Annotated in this window: 17 protein-coding genes; 4 read left to right on the top strand and 13 right to left on the bottom strand. The window is 43.4% G+C overall.

Annotated elements, in window-relative coordinates; all coding sequences use genetic code 11:
* Positions 1-5: 5 nt before the first annotated feature.
* From J8M00_RS17730 to tldD, 3 genes are read left to right on the top strand one after another with little or no spacing between them, the layout of a single operon-like run.
* The gene (locus tag J8M00_RS17730) at positions 6-4,082 is read left to right on the top strand and encodes a YhdP family protein (RefSeq protein ID WP_211011869.1); all 4,077 of its coding nucleotides are present in this window, start codon (positions 6-8) and stop codon (positions 4,080-4,082) included.
* Positions 4,083-4,092: 10 nt separating this feature from the next.
* Positions 4,093-4,920, top strand: coding sequence for a carbon-nitrogen hydrolase family protein (locus tag J8M00_RS17735; RefSeq protein WP_211011870.1), 828 nt, complete (start codon positions 4,093-4,095; stop codon positions 4,918-4,920).
* On the top strand, positions 4,917-6,356 hold the full coding sequence (gene tldD, locus J8M00_RS17740) for a metalloprotease TldD (RefSeq protein ID WP_211011871.1): 1,440 nt from the start codon (positions 4,917-4,919) through the stop codon (positions 6,354-6,356). Before J8M00_RS17735 ends, tldD begins: the two co-directional genes overlap by 4 nt.
* Positions 6,357-6,395: 39 nt before the next feature.
* Here the strand turns inward: tldD and yjgA are convergent, their stop codons facing one another.
* Complete coding sequence (yjgA, locus tag J8M00_RS17745; RefSeq protein WP_211011872.1) at positions 6,396-6,920, bottom strand: ribosome biogenesis factor YjgA; 525 nt, start codon at positions 6,918-6,920, stop codon at positions 6,396-6,398.
* Between the two features lie 151 nt (positions 6,921-7,071).
* Between yjgA and pmbA the strand changes: the two genes are divergently transcribed.
* Complete coding sequence (gene pmbA / locus J8M00_RS17750) at positions 7,072-8,421, top strand: metalloprotease PmbA (protein ID WP_211012106.1); 1,350 nt, start codon at positions 7,072-7,074, stop codon at positions 8,419-8,421.
* A 38-nt stretch (positions 8,422-8,459) separates the two neighbouring features.
* Here pmbA and mgtE read toward each other — a convergent pair whose 3' ends face one another.
* The 12 genes from mgtE to J8M00_RS17810 form a co-directional block, all read right to left on the bottom strand.
* Positions 8,460-9,818 carry a magnesium transporter gene (mgtE, locus tag J8M00_RS17755; protein WP_211011873.1) on the bottom strand — a complete coding sequence of 453 codons (1,359 nt, stop codon included), beginning with the start codon at positions 9,816-9,818 and terminating at the stop codon, positions 8,460-8,462.
* A 314-nt stretch (positions 9,819-10,132) separates the two neighbouring features.
* Positions 10,133-10,411, bottom strand: coding sequence for an HPr family phosphocarrier protein (locus J8M00_RS17760; RefSeq protein ID WP_211011874.1), 279 nt, complete (start codon positions 10,409-10,411; stop codon positions 10,133-10,135).
* Positions 10,411-11,253: an RNase adapter RapZ gene (rapZ, locus tag J8M00_RS17765; RefSeq protein WP_211011875.1), complete on the bottom strand. Its 843-nt coding sequence runs from the start codon at positions 11,251-11,253 to the stop codon at positions 10,411-10,413. The genes J8M00_RS17760 and rapZ overlap by 1 nt, the downstream gene beginning before the upstream one ends.
* A gap of 12 nt (positions 11,254-11,265) precedes the next feature.
* Positions 11,266-11,721 (bottom strand): PTS IIA-like nitrogen regulatory protein PtsN, encoded by a 456-nt coding sequence (gene ptsN / locus J8M00_RS17770; RefSeq protein WP_211011876.1) that lies wholly within the window; start codon positions 11,719-11,721, stop codon positions 11,266-11,268.
* Positions 11,722-11,724: 3 nt separating this feature from the next.
* Positions 11,725-12,012, bottom strand: a complete 288-nt coding sequence (gene hpf, locus J8M00_RS17775; protein ID WP_023397244.1) for a ribosome hibernation promoting factor — start codon at positions 12,010-12,012, stop codon at positions 11,725-11,727.
* A 26-nt stretch (positions 12,013-12,038) separates the two neighbouring features.
* Positions 12,039-13,550, bottom strand: coding sequence for an RNA polymerase factor sigma-54 (locus J8M00_RS17780; RefSeq protein ID WP_211011877.1), 1,512 nt, complete (start codon positions 13,548-13,550; stop codon positions 12,039-12,041).
* 41 nt (positions 13,551-13,591) lie between these two features.
* Positions 13,592-14,317: an LPS export ABC transporter ATP-binding protein gene (lptB, locus tag J8M00_RS17785; RefSeq protein ID WP_023397242.1), complete on the bottom strand. Its 726-nt coding sequence runs from the start codon at positions 14,315-14,317 to the stop codon at positions 13,592-13,594.
* Positions 14,314-14,844, bottom strand: coding sequence for a lipopolysaccharide transport periplasmic protein LptA (gene lptA / locus J8M00_RS17790; RefSeq protein WP_284138406.1), 531 nt, complete (start codon positions 14,842-14,844; stop codon positions 14,314-14,316). Before lptA ends, lptB begins: the two co-directional genes overlap by 4 nt.
* Positions 14,834-15,388, bottom strand: a complete 555-nt coding sequence (gene lptC / locus J8M00_RS17795) for an LPS export ABC transporter periplasmic protein LptC (RefSeq protein WP_211011879.1) — start codon at positions 15,386-15,388, stop codon at positions 14,834-14,836. Before lptC ends, lptA begins: the two co-directional genes overlap by 11 nt.
* The gene (gene kdsC / locus J8M00_RS17800) at positions 15,385-15,936 is read right to left on the bottom strand and encodes a 3-deoxy-manno-octulosonate-8-phosphatase KdsC (protein ID WP_211011880.1); all 552 of its coding nucleotides are present in this window, start codon (positions 15,934-15,936) and stop codon (positions 15,385-15,387) included. Before kdsC ends, lptC begins: the two co-directional genes overlap by 4 nt.
* Before the next feature lies 1 nt (position 15,937).
* Positions 15,938-16,909, bottom strand: a complete 972-nt coding sequence (locus J8M00_RS17805) for a KpsF/GutQ family sugar-phosphate isomerase (RefSeq protein ID WP_211011881.1) — start codon at positions 16,907-16,909, stop codon at positions 15,938-15,940.
* Between the two features lie 8 nt (positions 16,910-16,917).
* Positions 16,918-17,880 carry a calcium/sodium antiporter gene (locus tag J8M00_RS17810; RefSeq protein WP_211011882.1) on the bottom strand — a complete coding sequence of 321 codons (963 nt, stop codon included), beginning with the start codon at positions 17,878-17,880 and terminating at the stop codon, positions 16,918-16,920.
* Positions 17,881-17,901 lie beyond the last annotated feature (21 nt).

A 17,901-nucleotide genomic window follows, 5' to 3' on the forward strand; every position in this document is an offset into this window, starting at 1 on the left:
CAATTATGCACCCCAAAACAATCTGCTTTTTTTGTATCAGAAAAGCGTGGCAAATCTTTGCTGTGACTTTGGTTATGATCGCGGTATTGGTTTCGCTGTTAAAATTAAGCCTGCCGTATGCCAATGATTACAAAAATAGCATTGAATCTTTGATTTACAGGCAACTTAATGTTGAATTGAGTATCGGCTCTATCAGCGCTAGCTGGCAAGGAACAGGGCCTGCCTTACTGCTCGAAAATGTCAGTTTTGAAGACAATCTAAACGCACCTATTTCACTGCACATTGACAACACGAGTTTGCAAGTCAATGTCGTGCAATCTCTTAGGCAATGGCAGTTGGTGTCAAACTATTTCGTGTTAGATGGTTTCAAAGCTAATATTCACCTTGATAGACTTGATTTGCAGGGGGATTCTGGAGATTTTGAGCAGCAAGCACTGATTGAAGGGCTGTTTTTGGGGGAAACCGGACACTTTGCAGTACAAAATAGTGAAGTAAATTTATTTAAAGCAAACAAACCACACCACAGCGTACTTATTCAAGATATGGTGTGGCAGAACAGCGCCAGTGCACATCACGGTGAAGGCCGCTTAATATTCCCAAGCCTTTCACAGGGAAGCTTAAATACACGAGTCAAACTCACAGGGGAGACTCTGCAAAGCATCGAAGGTGATATTTACCTGCAAGCCAGTGACCTGAATGTTTTAGACTTAATCGACGAGCATTTCAATACTAACCATCGCGCGTTAAGTGCAAGTATTAACGGGCAATTGTGGGCCAGCCTAGAGTTAGGTAGATTAAAAGATATTTTGGTCCAATTTGAACCGAGTTACATCACTTGGTTATCTGATAATGAGCCCAACAAACTGGGTTTAGATAGCGGTCAATTCTATCTAGAGCCGTCAGATCAAGGTTGGTCACTTTCAAGTTCGGAATTTATATTTCGTAGCGCCGAGCAAGTATACCAGCCAGCGCACTTTCAAGGGGTATGGTCTGTCGATCAAGGCACTCTTTGGCTTCAGCAACTTAACTTAGAGCCGTTCGCGCATGCCCTTGCTCTGACCCACTACAACTGGGCTAAGGAAGTTGGTAAAAGTGACTTTCAGGGAACTTTAAGCAAAGCAAAGCTGCAATGGGAGACTCATACAGGTTTAAGTATTTGGAGCTCCTTAAAGGATGTGGGTTGGCAAGAAACTGATGCCGCACCAGGACTGGAAGGACTTAATCTGGAGTTCAATTGGCAAGCGCAGCGTGGTGTTGTAAGTGTTAGTGCGCATCAACGCCAGCTTATCACTGGCCCGCGTTTTGTTGCGCCGATTGACATCGATGAGCTCAACGGTGATATCCACTTTTGGCAGGACAGTAATGCCAAGTGGCACGTTGATTCCGATAATTTATGGCTAAGTAATTCGCAACTTGCGGTAGCGTTAGAGTTTCATACTCGGCTATTTGAGCAGCCTGAATTGGATTTATACGCAGAGGCCTACGGCAAAGACGCGTCTATTGCTGGACGATATTTTCCATTGGAACTTATGCATAGCAATTTGGTTGAATACCTTGAACAGGGCATCATTGCAGGTAAGCATGTTAATGCTCAAGTGCTTTTTTCAGGGCCTTTGACTGAGTTTCCTTTTCGTGGTCAACAGGGGCAATTTGAAGTGCTTGCGCTTATTGATGATGCTGAGTTTTTATTTGCACCTGATTGGCCTAGTGTAAAAAATGCGGGCGTAGAATTGCATTTTCACAATGAACGTATGGATATTACGGCCGACTCAGGGCAATTAGCAAATCAGTCAATCACTGGTGAAGTAGTGGTAAGTCTCCCAGATCTTGAGCAAGCCGACAATCTTTATGTCAATATAAAACAACAAACAGAGGCCGCAAGCTTACTATCATTCTTTGCTGCTACGCCAATAGCAGATCCACTCGTCAATGTATTTGAAATTGTGCAAGGCTCAGGTCAAGTATCCGGCAATATTGAACTTGATATAGATCTTAATAACCTCGATGTTATCGCTAAAGGAGTTGTTGACCTCAATGACATTGGTGTTTTCCTGAGTAAACCGGGTATGCAATTAAACAATGTGTTTGGGGAGCTAACTTTTCATGATGATGAAATAGCACTCCTTAATGCCAAAGCAACTTGGCTTAGTATGCCGATGGATTTTTCTGTGAATGGCAGTGGCGATCAAGACAGTTATGAAGTGAGTGTATCGACTAACTTATTGGCATCTAGTGAGCATTTACTTCCCTATGGGCATGGTTTAATGGATGGTTTCTTGGCAGGCGAAGCTGCATTGGAAACCCAGTTAACGCTGAATTTTGCTGAGCGAGGTTTTAACTATTTAGCGAGTTTTAGCTCCGATTTAAGTGATGTGTCTGTCATGTTACCCGCGCCCTATAGCCAAGAGGCAGGCACTAAAGGGAAGCTAATTGGCGAAGTGAGAGGCGATGATATTTCTAACCTGATCACTGCAAATGTAAATGATTTACTCTATTTCAATGGCATTTTAGATAACCAAAGTGGTCAGTTCAGCAAAGCGCATTTGATTGTGAGTGAGCAAAATCGTGGTTTAGAGCAGTCTGGGTTCAATGTAACCATCGACCATGCTCAGTTGCAACTAGATGAGTGGTTTGCCTTTTTAGACAGGATAATAGAAAAAAGCGAAAAGTCAGACAGTGATGCTGAAAGTCTGTTACCTGCACTCAATGAAATCCGAGCTAACCTCAGTGAGCTAACTATCGGAGATGTGTTGTTTAACGACTTCGAAATGGTAATGCGTCCGAATGAGCAAGGTTTGTCAATGCGCTTAAATGGCAAGGAGCTCAGGGCACAAGTACAATTTCCAACACAGCCAACTTTGCCGATAAGAGTACAGGCAGATTATTTAAGGCTCAATTCAAAACAACCCTCTCAAACAGAGCAAATAGACCAAGCTAGTTCACCACAAGATGACAGCTGGCTGGCCAATATTCCGGCAATAGAGTTTGGTTGTGATGATTGTCGTGTGAATCAGTATCAATTGGATAGAGTGACCTTGTCCATGCTTGGTAATGGTGAGCAACTAACGATCAGCAATCTTAACATTGATAAGGGCGCACATTCGTTGACAGCTAATGGCAGCTGGAGCGATGGTCGCTCACAACTAAGTGGTAATTTAAGTAGCGCTGACTTTGGTGACTTGATGGAAGAGTTTGATATCACCTCTACTGTTAAGGACTCTCAAGCAAATATTGACTTTGATTTAAACTGGCAAGCCGCACCGTATGATTTTCAGTGGGCAACATTAGGTGGAGATATTAAATGGCGATTAGGAGAGGGACATTTAACTGACATCAGTGATCAAGGTGCGCGTGTTTTTTCATTGCTTAGTCTAGATTCCTTGGTGCGCAAATTGAAACTCGACTTTAGAGATGTGTTTGCAAAAGGGTTTTTCTACAATCAAATGGAAGGCAGCTTGCAGTTGAATAACGGTATTGCTTATACCCAAGACACTAAAATGGATGGTGTACCTGCCGACCTTAGCATTTCAGGTTACGCAAATTTAAAAACGCATGAAATCAACTATGATTTGGCGATTGCGCCACAAGTTACTTCAAGCCTACCAGTTATTGTGGGGTGGATGGTTAATCCAGTGACTGGCCTTGCTGCACTGGCAATTGATAAAGTTATCCATTCTGCTCGTGTGATCTCTGAAATTAATTTTAAAGTAACCGGCACAATGCAAGAGCCCGTAGTCACCGAAGTGGACCGCAAGAGCAGAGAAGTTACTCTTCCTGGTGTAAAGCCTCCTGCTTCAACTGAGCCTGCAGTGCCGAGCGATACAAAACAGCCAGATAAGGAAAACCCAGAAGGGTCTAAAAAGGATGCTGATACTACCGCGCCTTTACAGGTTCCTGTCAAGCAACAAAACCCTTCACAAACATCCGACACGGAGCAAAAACGTAAGCAGCTTGGCAATGGAGTACCTGAAGCACCAGCATTTATGTCAGCTGACAGCGAAGTACAACAAAGTATCAAGACTGACGAGGGCCGTTTGTCGAGTGGTAAAATAAAAACACCGTACATCTTTGACTTAAAGTGATATGAATTTTATGACTGTAAATGATGCCAATGTGGTTGTGATCCCAATGTGTTCAGGCATGAATCCTGAAGAGAACTTTAGCTATGTCGCACAACAGTTAGAAGCACTCACCATAGAGGGGCGAACCTTAGTGTGTCTACCCGAAGCTTGGTTGGCATTTTGCAAAAGTGGTTCAGATACTTACGAGATCGCAAGTAACAGCGAGTATTGGATAGAGAAAATCTCGCAGCTATGTAAACGCAATAAGATATGGCTGAGTGCGGGGACTATTCCTATCTCGTGCACTTCTGAAAAATACTATGCAGCTAGCTGTCTGTTTAATGAACAAGGGGAACTTGTTGCTCAGTATAATAAAATCCATTTATTTGATGCTGATGTACGCGATAAATCGAAGCAGTATCGAGAATCTCAACACACAGAAGCTGGGAATGAAGTTGTAGTTGTAGATAGTCCCTTTGGTAGACTAGGCTTAAGTGTGTGCTATGACATGCGCTTTACAGGATTATATCAAGTTCAGCGCGAGCAGGGCGCCTCTATATTGCTGATCCCCAGCGCATTTACTACCGTGACGGGTAAAGCACATTGGTTGCCGTTATTGCAAGCTAGAGCCATCGAAACACAAAGCTTTGTTATTGCCGCAGCGCAAGTTGGGGAGCACCAAAATGGACGAGCAACATATGGTCACAGTGTCATAATTTCTCCTTGGGGAGAGATACAAGATAATAGTGAATTATCTTTGAAGCCAATACAAAGACGGTTAAATTTAGCCGAGCTGGACAATATCAGGCTGTCTATGCCTGTGTTCAAGCACAATCGATTTAAGAGCAATATTATATGAATCAAGTTGAAAAAAGCTTGTTAGCTGATAGCCAGTTAACTAGAGAGCAGCTAGAGCAAACACTCAGCTACATTCACCAGTACAATGTGGATTATTCCGATCTGTACTTTCAATCTAGCTATCATGAAACTTGGGTACTTGAAGATGGCAAGATAAAAGAGGGAAGCTATAACATTGAGCGTGGTGTCGGTGTGCGAGCAGTTAGTGGAGAGCAGACTGGGTTTAGTTATTCTGATGCCATCAATCTAGAAGCCATTAATCAAGCTGCTGAGGCGGCGAGGTCGATTGCTCAGCAAGGAAAATCGCAAAGTGTGCAAGTGTTTACTGATATCCAGGCACCTGTTCAATTTCAGCCAGTTCAACCGTTATTGAGTATGAGTGATGAAGAGAAAATATCATTGCTTAGAGAAGTCGATAGTGCAATTAGAGATTTGGCTCCGGATGCACAGCAAGTCGTTTGTTCTATCGCAGCAGTATATGAAGAAGTATTGATAGCGGCAAGTGATGGTACATTTGCCACTGATATTCGTCCTTTAGTTCGTTTAAATTGCTCTGTGTTATTGGAAAATAATGGCCGCAGAGAGCGAGGGAGTGCCGGTGGTGGTGCGCGTTTGGATTATGGTTACTTTAAAGAACTTGAAAACGGTAAACCACGTTGGATGAGTTACGTCGAAGAAGCGGTAAGACAAGCACAGGTCAACCTGACAGCTATTGATGCTCCCGCTGGTACCATGCCTGTAGTATTGGGCGCCGGTTGGCCTGGAGTGCTATTACATGAAGCTGTAGGACATGGCTTGGAAGGTGATTTTAACCGCAAAGGGGCTTCTGCCTTTAGTGGTCGAGTCGGTGAGCAAGTGGCGTCATCGCTGTGCACGGTCGTAGACGACGGTACAATGGCTAACCGACGTGGTTCTTTAAATATAGATGATGAAGGTACACCTGCAGGTTATAATATATTGATTGAAAAGGGTGTTTTGAAAGGTTACATGCAGGATAAGACCAATGCCCGATTGATGGATGCAAAGCCTACTGGTAATGCTCGCAGAGAATCATTTGCGCATTTACCTATGCCTCGAATGACAAATACTTATATGTTGCCGGGGGAGAGCACACAGCAAGACATCATCAGCTCGGTGAAAAAGGGGATTTTTGCGAGAAACTTCGGTGGAGGCCAAGTTGACATCACTTCAGGGAAGTTCGTATTTTCTGCTTCAGAAGCGTATTTGATTGAAGATGGTAAAGTAACTCAGCCGATTAAAGGCGCGACGTTGATCGGCAATGGTCCAGAAGCCATGCAGCAGATCTCCATGGTTGGAAACGATTTAGAGCTCGACAGAGGCGTAGGTGTTTGTGGTAAAGACGGTCAAAGTGTGCCAGTTGGTGTCGGCCAGCCAAGCCTTAAAATTGATCAGCTTACGGTAGGTGGTACTGCTTAACATCAGTATGAGGGGAAGAAGCTCCCCTCATAATATCAACTAGGGCAAGATGGCTTCTTTTAAGTATTGAAACAGTTCTTTGTACCCTTTCGCAGGTTTTTCTGCTTTTAGTTCCTTGTTCGCTTGACGGACGAGTTGACGCAGCTTTTGTCGCTCCATGCTTGGGTGTTGTTCAAGCAGTTCATTAATTTTGCTATCACCACGCTCGAGTACTTCATCGCGAACTCGTTCAACTTGGCCGAGTAATACTTCCGCTTGGTTGTTTTTGTTTAATAACATATCTAAGGCGGACTGAAGCTGCTCTACATTGTCAGTAGTTCTTAGTACTTTCGCGATGTAATTCATGTGGCGGCGATAGGCATCGTGTTTACCACGAATTTTGTCAGCGAGCGCCATGGCTTCAATGAGCTCGTTGCTCAGTGGCAGCTTTTCGCGTTGTTTTTTCCCCAGCTCTGCTATATCAATGCCAAGTTGTTGATATTGTTGAGCATCCCTTTTTAATTCGCTCTTGGATACATAGATGATTTCTTCATCTTCAATGTTGTGATCTGGTTTTTTTGCCATAATCTAAGGCCATAAAATATTACAATTATATTGATTATACCAAGAAGCGACAAAAAATATCGCTCATACTGCTGCCTTTAGTGATCTATCCCAGCGAAAATGCCACTCCTGTGTTAGGATTGTAATGTTTACAAGTATTTGGAAAATCAACATGAATGATAACCAAGCTGGATCTATATACCAGCAAATCGACGAAGTAAAAGATGCTGTCTCCGAAGTGCTGGAGCTTGCATCCCAGTTGGGTGCAACTTCTGCTGAAGCGGCGATGAGTCGCACTTCAGGGCTATCGGTTAGTACACGAATGGGTGAGGTCGATACGATTGAGTTTAATCAAGACGGCAGCTTGGGGATCAGTGTTTATGTTGGTAATCATAAGGGTTCTGCTTCCACTGCGGATCTAAGTAAGCAAGCATTGCGCTCTGTTGTGAAAAAAGCCATAGAAATAGCTAAGTACACGGCCGATGATGATTGCAATGGTTTAGCTGATAAGGATCTGATGGCGCGTTCTATGCCTGAATTGGACCTCTATCACCCTTGGTCTTTATCTCCGCAAGAAGCTATTGAGCACTGTATAGAAGCGGAAAAATCAGCGCTTGAATTTGATAGTCGCATTGTAAATTCTGACGGTGCGAGTATCGCTTCTCACCAAGGGTTGCGCGTGTATGGAAATAGTCATGGATTTCTCGCAGGTTTCCCTCGTACACGCCACACATTGAGCACTATGGTTATTGGTCAAGAAGGCGATGTGATGCAAAGGGATTCAGCATTCAGTATCGCGAGAAAACACGAACTGTTAAAAGCGCCCAATACAGTTGGTATCGAAGCCGCACAGTCTACAATTGCCAAACTTAATAGCCAGAAGCTATCCACGATGAAAGTGCCAGTGGTATTTCGTGCTGACATTGCAAATAGTTTATTTGGTCACTTGGTTTCTGCGATTGGCGGAGGTGCGCTGTATCGTAAATCGAGCTTTTTACTAGATACACTCGGTAAGCAAATTTTTAATCCATGCGTTTCTATTGCTGAACGACCGCATTTATTGCAAGGTCTGGCGTCAAGCTCGTTTGACAGTGAAGGGGTGTATACGCAGGATAGAGAGATAGTCGTCGACGGTACATTACAAACTTATTTAATGGCAAGCTATGCGGCAAGAAAGATGGGCATGAAGGCGACAGGGCATGCGGGTGGCATTCACAACTGGTTAATTCAAAAAACACATGATGACCTGAGCGCTGTGCTAAAAGAGATGGGCACAGGTTTGTTAGTCACAGAGCTAATGGGGCAAGGGGTTAACACGGTAACCGGTGATTACTCTCGCGGCGCTGCGGGTTTTTGGGTAGAAAATGGCGAAATTCAATACCCTGTAAGTGAAATTACCATAGCGGGTAATCTCAAAGACATGTTCCATAATATTCAAGCAATTGGTGGAGATGTCGAGTTGAGAGGTGCCGTTCAAACTGGTTCGGTGCTGATAGAAAGTATGCAAATCGCCGGAGAATAAATAGATAAAACTATACGATGTCTTGCTCTAAGTCAGGCTTAGAGCAAGAACCATGTTGCAGTGCCAAGAAACGCAAATATGCCAACAATATCTGTGACTGTGGTCAGGACTACGCTTCCAGCCAACGCTGGGTCTATCTTCATACGCTTTAATATTAAGGGGATACTCGCTCCCGCGATCCCAGCGGCAACCAAATTCATGAACATGGCAAAAGCAATCACTGCACCAAGCTTAAAGTCCCATTGCCAAAGGGCAACCACTCCTGCGATTAACAAAGACCACAGCACGCCATTGAGCGCGCCGATCGCCAGCTCTTTACCAAGTAAAAACCTTTGGTTAGTTTGATTGACATGACCTAAGGCAATACCACGGATAACCAAGGTTAAGGTCTGGCTACCTGCAACTCCCCCCATGCTGGGTACTATGCCATTGAGTACTGCTAAAATAGGTAAAATGTCGAGCGTACTTTCAAAAAAGCTGGCGACAAAGGCTGCAAGTAGTGCTGTCAGTAAATTGATCCCAAGCCAAATTGAGCGCCTTTGGCTACTTTTCATTACTGGTGCAAAGGTATCTTCTTCATCCTCTAGACCAGCCATACTCATTAAACTATGTTCGGCATCTTCTCTAATTACATCGACGATATCATCAATGGTGATCCTGCCTAATAACTGCGTTTGATCATCGACTACTGGTGCCGAAATCCAATTGTGGCGCTCAAATAGCTGTGCAACTTCACTTTCGGGCATTGTCACAGGGATCGTTTCTCTTTCCTCGTTCATCAGCTCTTGTACGAGCTTGTCAGGAGGGTTGGTCAATAAAATACCAATGGATAAAGAGCCCAAAAAGCGGTTTTCTTTGTCGACGACATAAAGATCGTCGGTACCTTGTGGTAACTCTTCTTTTAAGCGCAAATAGCGCAGCACCACATCTAAACTCACATCAGGTCGTATGGTGATGGTATCACCATTCATCAATGCACCAGCAGAGTCTTCATTGTAAGACAGTGCGAGCGTGGCCCGTGCTCTGTCTTGGCTATCCATCGCACTGATAACATCTTGATAGACAGGGACAGGCAAGCTTCGCAGAACCTCACCCAAGTCATCATCGTCCATATCTTCGGTGGCTGCCGCGATTAATTCGGGCTCCATTTTGGCGATTATGCTAAGTCGAACGTCTTCTGAGAGCTCTTCAAGTACATCCCCTTGAATATCGGGGTCAACTAACTGCCATAAGGCCGTTCTTATTTTATGAGGCGATGACTCGAGTAGTAGTGCTGTATCACATGGCGGGATCTCTGCCAATGTCTGTCTGACTTGAACAAACTGTCCACTGTTTATTGCTTTTGTTACTTGCTGTAATTGTTCCAGTGTATAGTCTTGTTCAAAAACGTCAGGCATAGGCTTCCAAATTTCAATTTAAGAATAAGTGATAGTGTGTTTTGATTAGTCATCTAGGACAACTAATGTTACCCCTTTAGGGTAATGACAGTGATTAACCTTGTGGTCAATACTGCTCTCACATTCCAAAGGCATGGCACTCAAAACAAATAGATTTGGGAGAGCCTATCTGCGTCGCGCCATATTACTGTAAAAGTGAAAATAATATAATGATTATAGCTGCTTAAATTAAAAGTATTGTATTACAGTTTATTTGCATTAACAGAGCTGTCGGGATAAAAGTAGTATCCTTATAGTTCACTTGAAGCTAGATCTTATTCAGATTCATGGAACTTATCTTCAATGAGATTTCCAATTGCAAGCAAAGCGTCTTGCGCATCGGGACCTGTGCAGGTTACTTTCACTTCTTTTCCCTGGCTGCTCTCTAGTAGCAATAGAGCCAATACGCTGTCTCCTGGCGCGCTTTTATCGCCTTGGTGTAGCGTAACTTGAGCGTTAAATTGAGTAGACAACTGTGCTAGAACTGTTGCTGCTCGAGCATGTAGACCCAGCTTATTTTTTATAAGAAAAACGCCCTCGTATTCTCGCCTCATTACTCTTGTTCTCGGTGACGAATCTTGACATTGGAGTGAGTTCTTTGAAAACGCTCTCCCAGTGTTTGAGCCAAGTATACAGAGCGGTGTTGCCCACCAGTACAGCCGATGGCGATTGTTAAATAGCTACGATTATTACGCTCTAAGTGTGGTAACCAAGTTTGCATGAAGGTTTGAATTTGCCAAACAAACTTTTGAACTATGCTATGGCTTGATAAATAATCAATTACGGGCTGATCTAAGCCTGTTAAGGGTTTTAATTCTGGTTCCCAATGCGGGTTTGGTAAAAAACGTGCGTCGAAGACGTAATCAGCCTCTTTAGGGATGCCGTGCTTAAAGCCGAATGACTCGAACGTGATAATCAGCTGCTTGTCTTTTTGCCCGAGGATTTTTTCACGTACACTCTCTGCTAACTGATGAACACTGAGATCTGTGGTATCTATGGTGACATCGGCACGGCGGATTAACACATCAAGTAAGTTGCGTTCTTGTTTTATGGCCAAGTCTAGTGGTAAGTCGTTTAAAGACAGCGGGTGTAAGCGTCGAGTTTCTGAAAAGCGCTTTACCAGAGTTTGATCATCACAATCTAAATAAAAAACACGTGGATTCGCAAACCCAGGTAAATACTCTAAGATATCATGAAATTCTTGCTGCTCTTTAGGTAAGTTTCTTACATCAATGCTTACCGCAATTTTGTTGTAGCTGTCTGAGACACTGCGAACTAGAGCTGGCAGCAGGTTAACTGGAATATTATCAGCGCAGTAATAACCTAAGTCTTCTAAAACTCTTAACGCAACAGATTTACCTGAACCAGAGCGGCCACTGATAATTATGAGTTCCACGTTTAATTCCTATTATTTATCAAACTCAACAAGGACTTGATGAAGCTCGCTATCATTACTTGCTTGCCTAAGTCGTTTACAAAAAGCTTTGTTATTTAGTTTACCAGCGATACTAGCTAAGGTCTCTAAATGTTGTTTATTTTCACCGTCTGGTACGATGAGTGCAACAAAAATGTCTACATTACGATCGTCATAGGCATCAAAAGGAATGGCTTGTTGATTTACAAGTATGATGGCAACAATATTATTTAAACCTGGCAATCTACCATGTGGGATCGCTATCCCTTTACCTATCCCTGTACTGCCAAGCTTTTCGCGGCATAAAAGTGCCTCGAGAATCTCATGTTGATTGGCACTTGGAATTTTTTGCTGCGCCAACTCACTAATATATTGAAGTATTCTTTTTTTACTATTAAAAAGGACCGCAGCTTTGCTACAGTCCTCGGAAATGAGTGTGCTAAGTTTCATGATTTAGTGTCGAGTTAGCTTCTCTTTATGTTTAATCACTTGTCGGTCTAGCTTATCAATCAAACCATCAATTGCTGCATACATATCTTTATGTTCTGTAGAAGCGAACAATTCACCTCCGTTGACATGCAATGTGGCTTCTGCTTTTTGTATGAGTTTTTCGACATCTAAGATTACATGTACGTTGTTGATGTGATCAAAATGCCTTTCTAGCTTCGCAAACTTACTCGTTACGTAGTCTCTTAATGAATCGGTAATTTCTACATGGCGACCAGTTAAATTTAGTTGCATAAGCATTTTTCCTTCTTTTGTTACGCCTAAATCAAGCTCTTACGTTGATTAGACGGTGGAATAGCCAAAGACTCTCGGTATTTGGCAATAGTACGTCTTGCCACCTTAATACCTTGATCAGCTAATACATCTGCAATTTTGCTATCACTCAAAGGTTTAGCTGAGTTTTCAGCTGCAATTAGCTTTTTGATGAGTGCTCGGATTGCTGTGGAAGAGCATTCACCACCATTCTCGGTACTAACGTGGCTCGAGAAGAAGTATTTCAATTCGTAAATGCCACGAGGCGTGTGCATGTATTTTTGCGTTGTTACTCGAGATATTGTCGACTCGTGCATGTCAACCATTTCAGCAACATCATTGAGTACCATAGGTCTCATTGCCTCAGGGCCATGTTCAAAGAATGCCTGTTGTTGCTGCACAATGCAATTAGTAACTTTCAATAAAGTTTCATTTCTGCTTTCAAGGCTTTTAATAAACCACTTTGCTTCTTGTAAATGAGAGCGAATAAATTGACTGTCACTGCTTGATTTTACAGAGCGAGACATTGCAGCGTAATGATCGTTAACTCTTATTTTAGGCATAGAGTCAGGGTTTAGCTCTACAACCCAACGCCCCTTGACCTTTTTCACTGAGACATCAGGGATCACGTAATCGGCTTCTTCTTGCACTATACTTGCCGCGGGCTTAGGGTTTAAGCTGTGGATCAACGTCATCACTTCTTTTAGCTCACCTTCTTTGAGCTTTGTTTTCTTCATGATAGTACGATAATCACGATTCGCTAATAGATCGATATGTTCATCGATAACTAACTTGGTTTGTTCAAGCCAAGGGGTGTCTGCGGCAAATTGATTGAGTTGTACGATTAAGCATTCCTGAAGACTTCGAGCGGCGATGCCTACTGGATCAAAGAGTTGGATGCGTTTTAATACAGCTTCAACTTCATCGAGTTCGACGGGATCTTGATCATTGTCTAGATTCAAGCTTTCTAAAATGTCTTCACACGATACGGTTAAAATGCCAGAATCATCGACCCCCTCTACAATTGACAGTGCGATCAGTCTATCCGTCGCGCTAAATGGCGTGAGCTCAAGCTGCCACATCAAATATTCTTGCAAGCTTTCTGTTGTTTGCCCTTGGTAAACACTTTCATCCTCAGGCATAGGTCCTGATGAACTAACCGGTGCCGCACTGATGTATTCATCCCAAGTAACATCCATCGCCATCTCATCGCTGAGTGTCTCTTTATTTAGAGCTGTGTCAGTGTCTTGCTCATAATCACTGAGCTGCGGCTCAGGGAGCTCCTCAGAACTGGACTCCGCTTTTTCGCTTGTCTGTGATTGCTCTTGCGTTTTATCTAGACCGTTGTCAAAAGACTCTTGTTCGTTTTCTTCTACTTCCAATAAAGGATTGCTGTCCAGCGCTTCTTGAATTTCTTGCTGGAGGTCTAATGTGCTCAACTGCAGCAGGCGAATCGCCTGCTGCAGTTGTGGTGTCATTGTTAATTGCTGCCCCATGCGCAGCTGTAGCGATTGCCTCATGTATCTCTAACAATCCTTTCTGTTGTTACGCTTATTCTTAACTATAGCCTGAATTGTTCGCCTAAGTAGACATCTCGGACTGTTTGATCCGCTAAAACATGTTCAGGACTACCTGAAGCAATTAATTCACCATGGGAAACAATATAGGCTTTTTCACATACATCCAATGTTTCACGCACATTGTGATCTGTGATCAACACACCGATTCCACGGTTTTTTAAATGCTCAATAATTTTCTTTATATCTAACACTGAAATGGGATCAACGCCAGCAAAAGGCTCATCTAATAGAATAAATTTTGGATCTGCGGCTAAAGCGCGAGCAATTTCGACTCGACGACGCTCTCCACCGGAAAGCGCCATTCCTAAACTAGAGCGAATATGTTGAATATTAAATTCGTCCAATAATTCGTTTAATATCGTTTCACGCTGAGCTTTATTTAGGTCTTTACGAGTTTCCAAAATAGCCATTAAATTTTGATAAACCGTCAACTTTCTGAATATCGATGACTCTTGTGGTAAATAGCCTATCCCCATACGTGCACGGCTGTGCATTGGCAGTAGGGTGATGTCTTGCTGATCAATGTGAATGCTGCCTTTGTCACTTGGCACTAAACCGACAATCATATAAAAAGTGGTGGTTTTACCTGCGCCATTAGGCCCTAGCAAACCCACAATGCTCCCAGCTTCAACACTTAGTTCGACATTTTTAACAACTTGTCTGCCTTTGTAGCTTTTGGCGAGTGCTGTGGCTTTTAGTGTGCTCACTGTTGCTCCTTGTTACCATCTTGTTTTTTGTCAACAGGGAGTAAGACTGTTCTTACGCGCTTACCTTCGTCATTGGCTTTTTGTGCGCTGATCAGCTGTTTTTCCATATCATAGAGTATTTCTTGAGCGGAAATCTTTTGGCCTGCTTGGCTGATCTCTGCGTTACCCTTGATTGTCAGCAGGCGATTTGCGACATCATAGCGCACTTCATTGGCGCTGGCTTTTAAGAGTGAGCCATCAGTTTGTCGTTCCTGAAAGATTGCGGGAGAGCCAGTCGCAACTAACAATTGTTTATTCTCGCCTAGCTCTTCTCGCCGGTGTACTTCAAGGCGATCTGCAAAGATCTTTCTCTGGCCATGAATAATTTCGACATTTTCTTCAAATACGCCGATGTTAGTCTGTAATTGTGCTTGCTGCTTGCCTGAACTGATAATGACTTGCTCTTGGTTACTATTAGCGAATACGCTATGTGGCAGTAGTCCAATAGCACAAGTAAATAGTAGGGTTGCACTTAGTTTATTGCTTATCATAAATCGTTTCGGTGTGGTTGATGAGTTCAATGACCTCAATATTGAGATCGGCGATAAGGCCTTTTCCAGTAATTGTTACACTTGGGCCTGTAATGACCACTGGCTGCTCTGAGCGCATCATCCGGTTGGTTATTTCGAGCCGGAGGTTGTCTGCGTCAATGTGCGTGATCATTGCTGTTTCATTCAAGTTGGTTGCTTTAACGTTACCTTCTAAAATTAAGGTATCGTTTTCGTATAAAGTGGCTTCGTTCGCTGCGAGTTGCCAGTTGTGCTGCCCATTATGTAAGACAAAAATAGGGGCCTCAAAATGACTAAACCCCAGCTCCTGATAGAGCTCCATTCTTTTTGCTGTAATTTGGTAGCTGAGCTGCCCATTTTCAGCAAAAGAAGTCTGTTTCAAATCAACAGCGACATAATCTGGCTTGGCAATCGTTTCTTCTTGTTGTTGAGATTGCTGCTCTGTTTGTATTAAAAAAGGATACCAAAGCCACAGCATGGTAGCGCCGAAAACTACGAGTAGTATGACTCGTAAATTAGTCATGTACTGCTCCCATTAGAGAGTAACTCGTTGCCCTGACTTAACATCAACAAGTCAGTTAGCTCCCGGACGGCGCCAAAACCTCCCGGCATCATAGTCGTGTAATGAGCTAAGTTTTTCACCAGTGGATGCGCGTCAGCAACCGCCACTGCAAAGCCAACTTGTTGCATGACTGGAATATCCGGTCCATCGTCACCAATATAGGCGATTTGCTCGTTAGTTAAATTGAGTTCGGCCTTTAACTTGTCATAAGCTTGCAGTTTGTTTTCTTGGCCTTGGAAAATATGATTAACGTTTAGGCTAGTCATTCGCTGCTTAACGATTTCTGAATGGCGACCTGTGATCACGGCTACTTCAACACCTGACTCAATGAGAGCTTTAACCCCAAAACCGTCTTTGGTATTAAATGCTTTTAGTTCTTCACCTTGATTTCCTAAGTAAATGCGACCGTCAGAAAATACGCCGTCAATATCACAAATTAGCAGTTTAACTGCTTTAGCTCTGTCATTTATTTGAGATGTGATGGGTTGATAAAGCTCACTAAACTGCATGTTATAATACTCCCGCGCGCAATAAATCTTGAGTGTTTAGTGCCCCAATAGGATGTTGGTTTTCATCGATCACAATGAGGCCATTAATTCGTTTCTTTTCCATAATATTGAGTGCTTCAGCTGCAAGCATATCTGGTGAAGCTGTAGTACAGCAAATCGTCATTACCGAATCAATAGTATCATTATGTAGATCAATTTTTTGCTCAATAACACGGCGTAAGTCACCGTCAGTAAATAGACCGCATAGTTGGCCTTGCTGGTTGACGATAGCGGTCATGCCGAGCCCTTTGGCTGACATTTCAAATAGCGCGTCTTTTATTGAGCTACCTGCCAGTGTTTTGGGTACCCCGTCACCTTTGTGCATAATCTCTTCTAACGTAAGGAGAAGGCGTTTTCCAAGACTGCCGCCGGGATGTGACAGTGCAAAATCATCTGCGGTAAAGCCTCTGGACTCGAGCAGTGCTACAGCCAGTGCATCTCCCATTACTAGTGTAGCTGTGGTGCTAGCTGTGGGCGCTAACCCTAACGGACAAGCTTCTTTAGAGACCTTGATGCAAAGATGGACATCAGCTTGCTGTGCCATGGTCGATTGCTCATTGCCTGTCATGCTGATTACATGTGCACCAATTCGCTTAATAACGGGGATGATACCGATTACTTCGCCGGTTTCGCCAGAGTTTGATATCAGCAAAACGACGTCATCTGATGTGATCATGCCCAAATCGCCGTGGCTCGCTTCTCCGGGGTGAACAAAGAAAGAGGGTGTACCTGTACTCGCTAATGTAGCGGCAACTTTATTACCGATGTGGCCAGATTTGCCCATACCGATAACAATGACGCGCCCTTTGCAGTTCAGCATAAGTTCGCAGGCGTTAGCAAAGCCAGTGTCTATGAATTGGTTTAACTCACTAATTGCTTGTTGTTCAATTTCCAATACTCGCTTTGCAGATTCAATAAATGACAGGTGCTTCATGCCAACTCCTAAATAATGGCGTACATATAGCCAATAAACGCAGCGAGTAACACGCCACCTTCTAGACGATTAATTTGTCGCTTGCCTCTGAGGTTTACACTCATCACAATGAGCGCGATCGTCGCACCCAGCATTACGTAGATATCTCGCTGTGCGATGTTCATATCGAGTGAAGCCGGGTTTAAAATACCAGCAATAGACAATACAGCGAGGATATTGAAAATATTCGAGCCAATGATGTTGCCCAATGCTAAGTCATCTTCATTCTTAAGCACACCTGCTACACATGCCGCGAGCTCAGGTAAGCTCGTACCAATAGCGATAATGGTCAGGCCGATAAGCAAGTCACTCATACCAAAGAACTTAGCAATATCAACAGCGGAGTCAACGAGTACGTCAGCACTGATTGGCAATACTATCATGCCAACTATCAACCAAAAAACAGCCTTGCCAGTAGGTACATTGTCAGGTACTTCATCACAAGCCTCAGATACTAAAGGGTCATCTTCTTGAGCGTGATTACTGTTCTTGGTGATATAAATGAGGCCGAGAATAAACGTTGCGAACCCGGCAAGTAAGACATAGCCCTCGGTAGCACTGAAATAATTGTCGCTAACGATGTACCATGCGCCCAGCGAGACAATAATTAAGAGCGGCATTTCGCGTCGTAATATTCCAGAACCGACAGCCAAAGGTCTGAGTAAAGCTGTAATGCCTAATACCAACAGGATATTGGCAATATTGGATCCAATGGCATTGCCGACAGCTGTGTCGGTTTTATCAGATAAAGCAGCTTGTGCTGCAACCATCATTTCGGGTGCAGATGAACCCATAGCAACAATTGTTAGGCCAACAATTAAGGTGGGTACACCCAGGTTTTTTGCTAAAGCGGCTGCACCAAAAACAAATCTATCTGCGCTCCAAACCAGTGCAACAAAACCTAAGATAAGAATGACAAAAGATAAAACCATGAAACCTATGCCGAGCAACTA

Source organism: Pseudoalteromonas luteoviolacea (genome assembly GCF_018100925.1).
In the GTDB taxonomy this organism is placed as follows: domain Bacteria; phylum Pseudomonadota; class Gammaproteobacteria; order Enterobacterales; family Alteromonadaceae; genus Pseudoalteromonas; species Pseudoalteromonas obscura.

Coding starts and splice junctions, on each gene's coding strand:
- J8M00_RS17730 (WP_211011869.1), top strand. CDS start 6: ATGCACCCCAAAACAATCTGCTTTTTTTGTATCAGAAAAGCGTGGCAA.
- J8M00_RS17735 (WP_211011870.1), top strand. CDS start 4,093: ATGACTGTAAATGATGCCAATGTGGTTGTGATCCCAATGTGTTCAGGC.
- tldD (WP_211011871.1), top strand. CDS start 4,917: ATGAATCAAGTTGAAAAAAGCTTGTTAGCTGATAGCCAGTTAACTAGA.
- yjgA (WP_211011872.1), bottom strand. CDS start 6,920: ATGGCAAAAAAACCAGATCACAACATTGAAGATGAAGAAATCATCTAT.
- pmbA (WP_211012106.1), top strand. CDS start 7,072: ATGAATGATAACCAAGCTGGATCTATATACCAGCAAATCGACGAAGTA.
- mgtE (WP_211011873.1), bottom strand. CDS start 9,818: ATGCCTGACGTTTTTGAACAAGACTATACACTGGAACAATTACAGCAA.
- J8M00_RS17760 (WP_211011874.1), bottom strand. CDS start 10,411: ATGAGGCGAGAATACGAGGGCGTTTTTCTTATAAAAAATAAGCTGGGT.
- ptsN (WP_211011876.1), bottom strand. CDS start 11,721: ATGAAACTTAGCACACTCATTTCCGAGGACTGTAGCAAAGCTGCGGTC.
- hpf (WP_023397244.1), bottom strand. CDS start 12,012: ATGCAACTAAATTTAACTGGTCGCCATGTAGAAATTACCGATTCATTA.
- J8M00_RS17780 (WP_211011877.1), bottom strand. CDS start 13,550: ATGAGGCAATCGCTACAGCTGCGCATGGGGCAGCAATTAACAATGACA.
- lptC (WP_211011879.1), bottom strand. CDS start 15,388: ATGACTAATTTACGAGTCATACTACTCGTAGTTTTCGGCGCTACCATG.
- kdsC (WP_211011880.1), bottom strand. CDS start 15,936: ATGCAGTTTAGTGAGCTTTATCAACCCATCACATCTCAAATAAATGAC.
- J8M00_RS17805 (WP_211011881.1), bottom strand. CDS start 16,909: ATGAAGCACCTGTCATTTATTGAATCTGCAAAGCGAGTATTGGAAATT.
- J8M00_RS17810 (WP_211011882.1), bottom strand. CDS start 17,880: ATGGTTTTATCTTTTGTCATTCTTATCTTAGGTTTTGTTGCACTGGTT.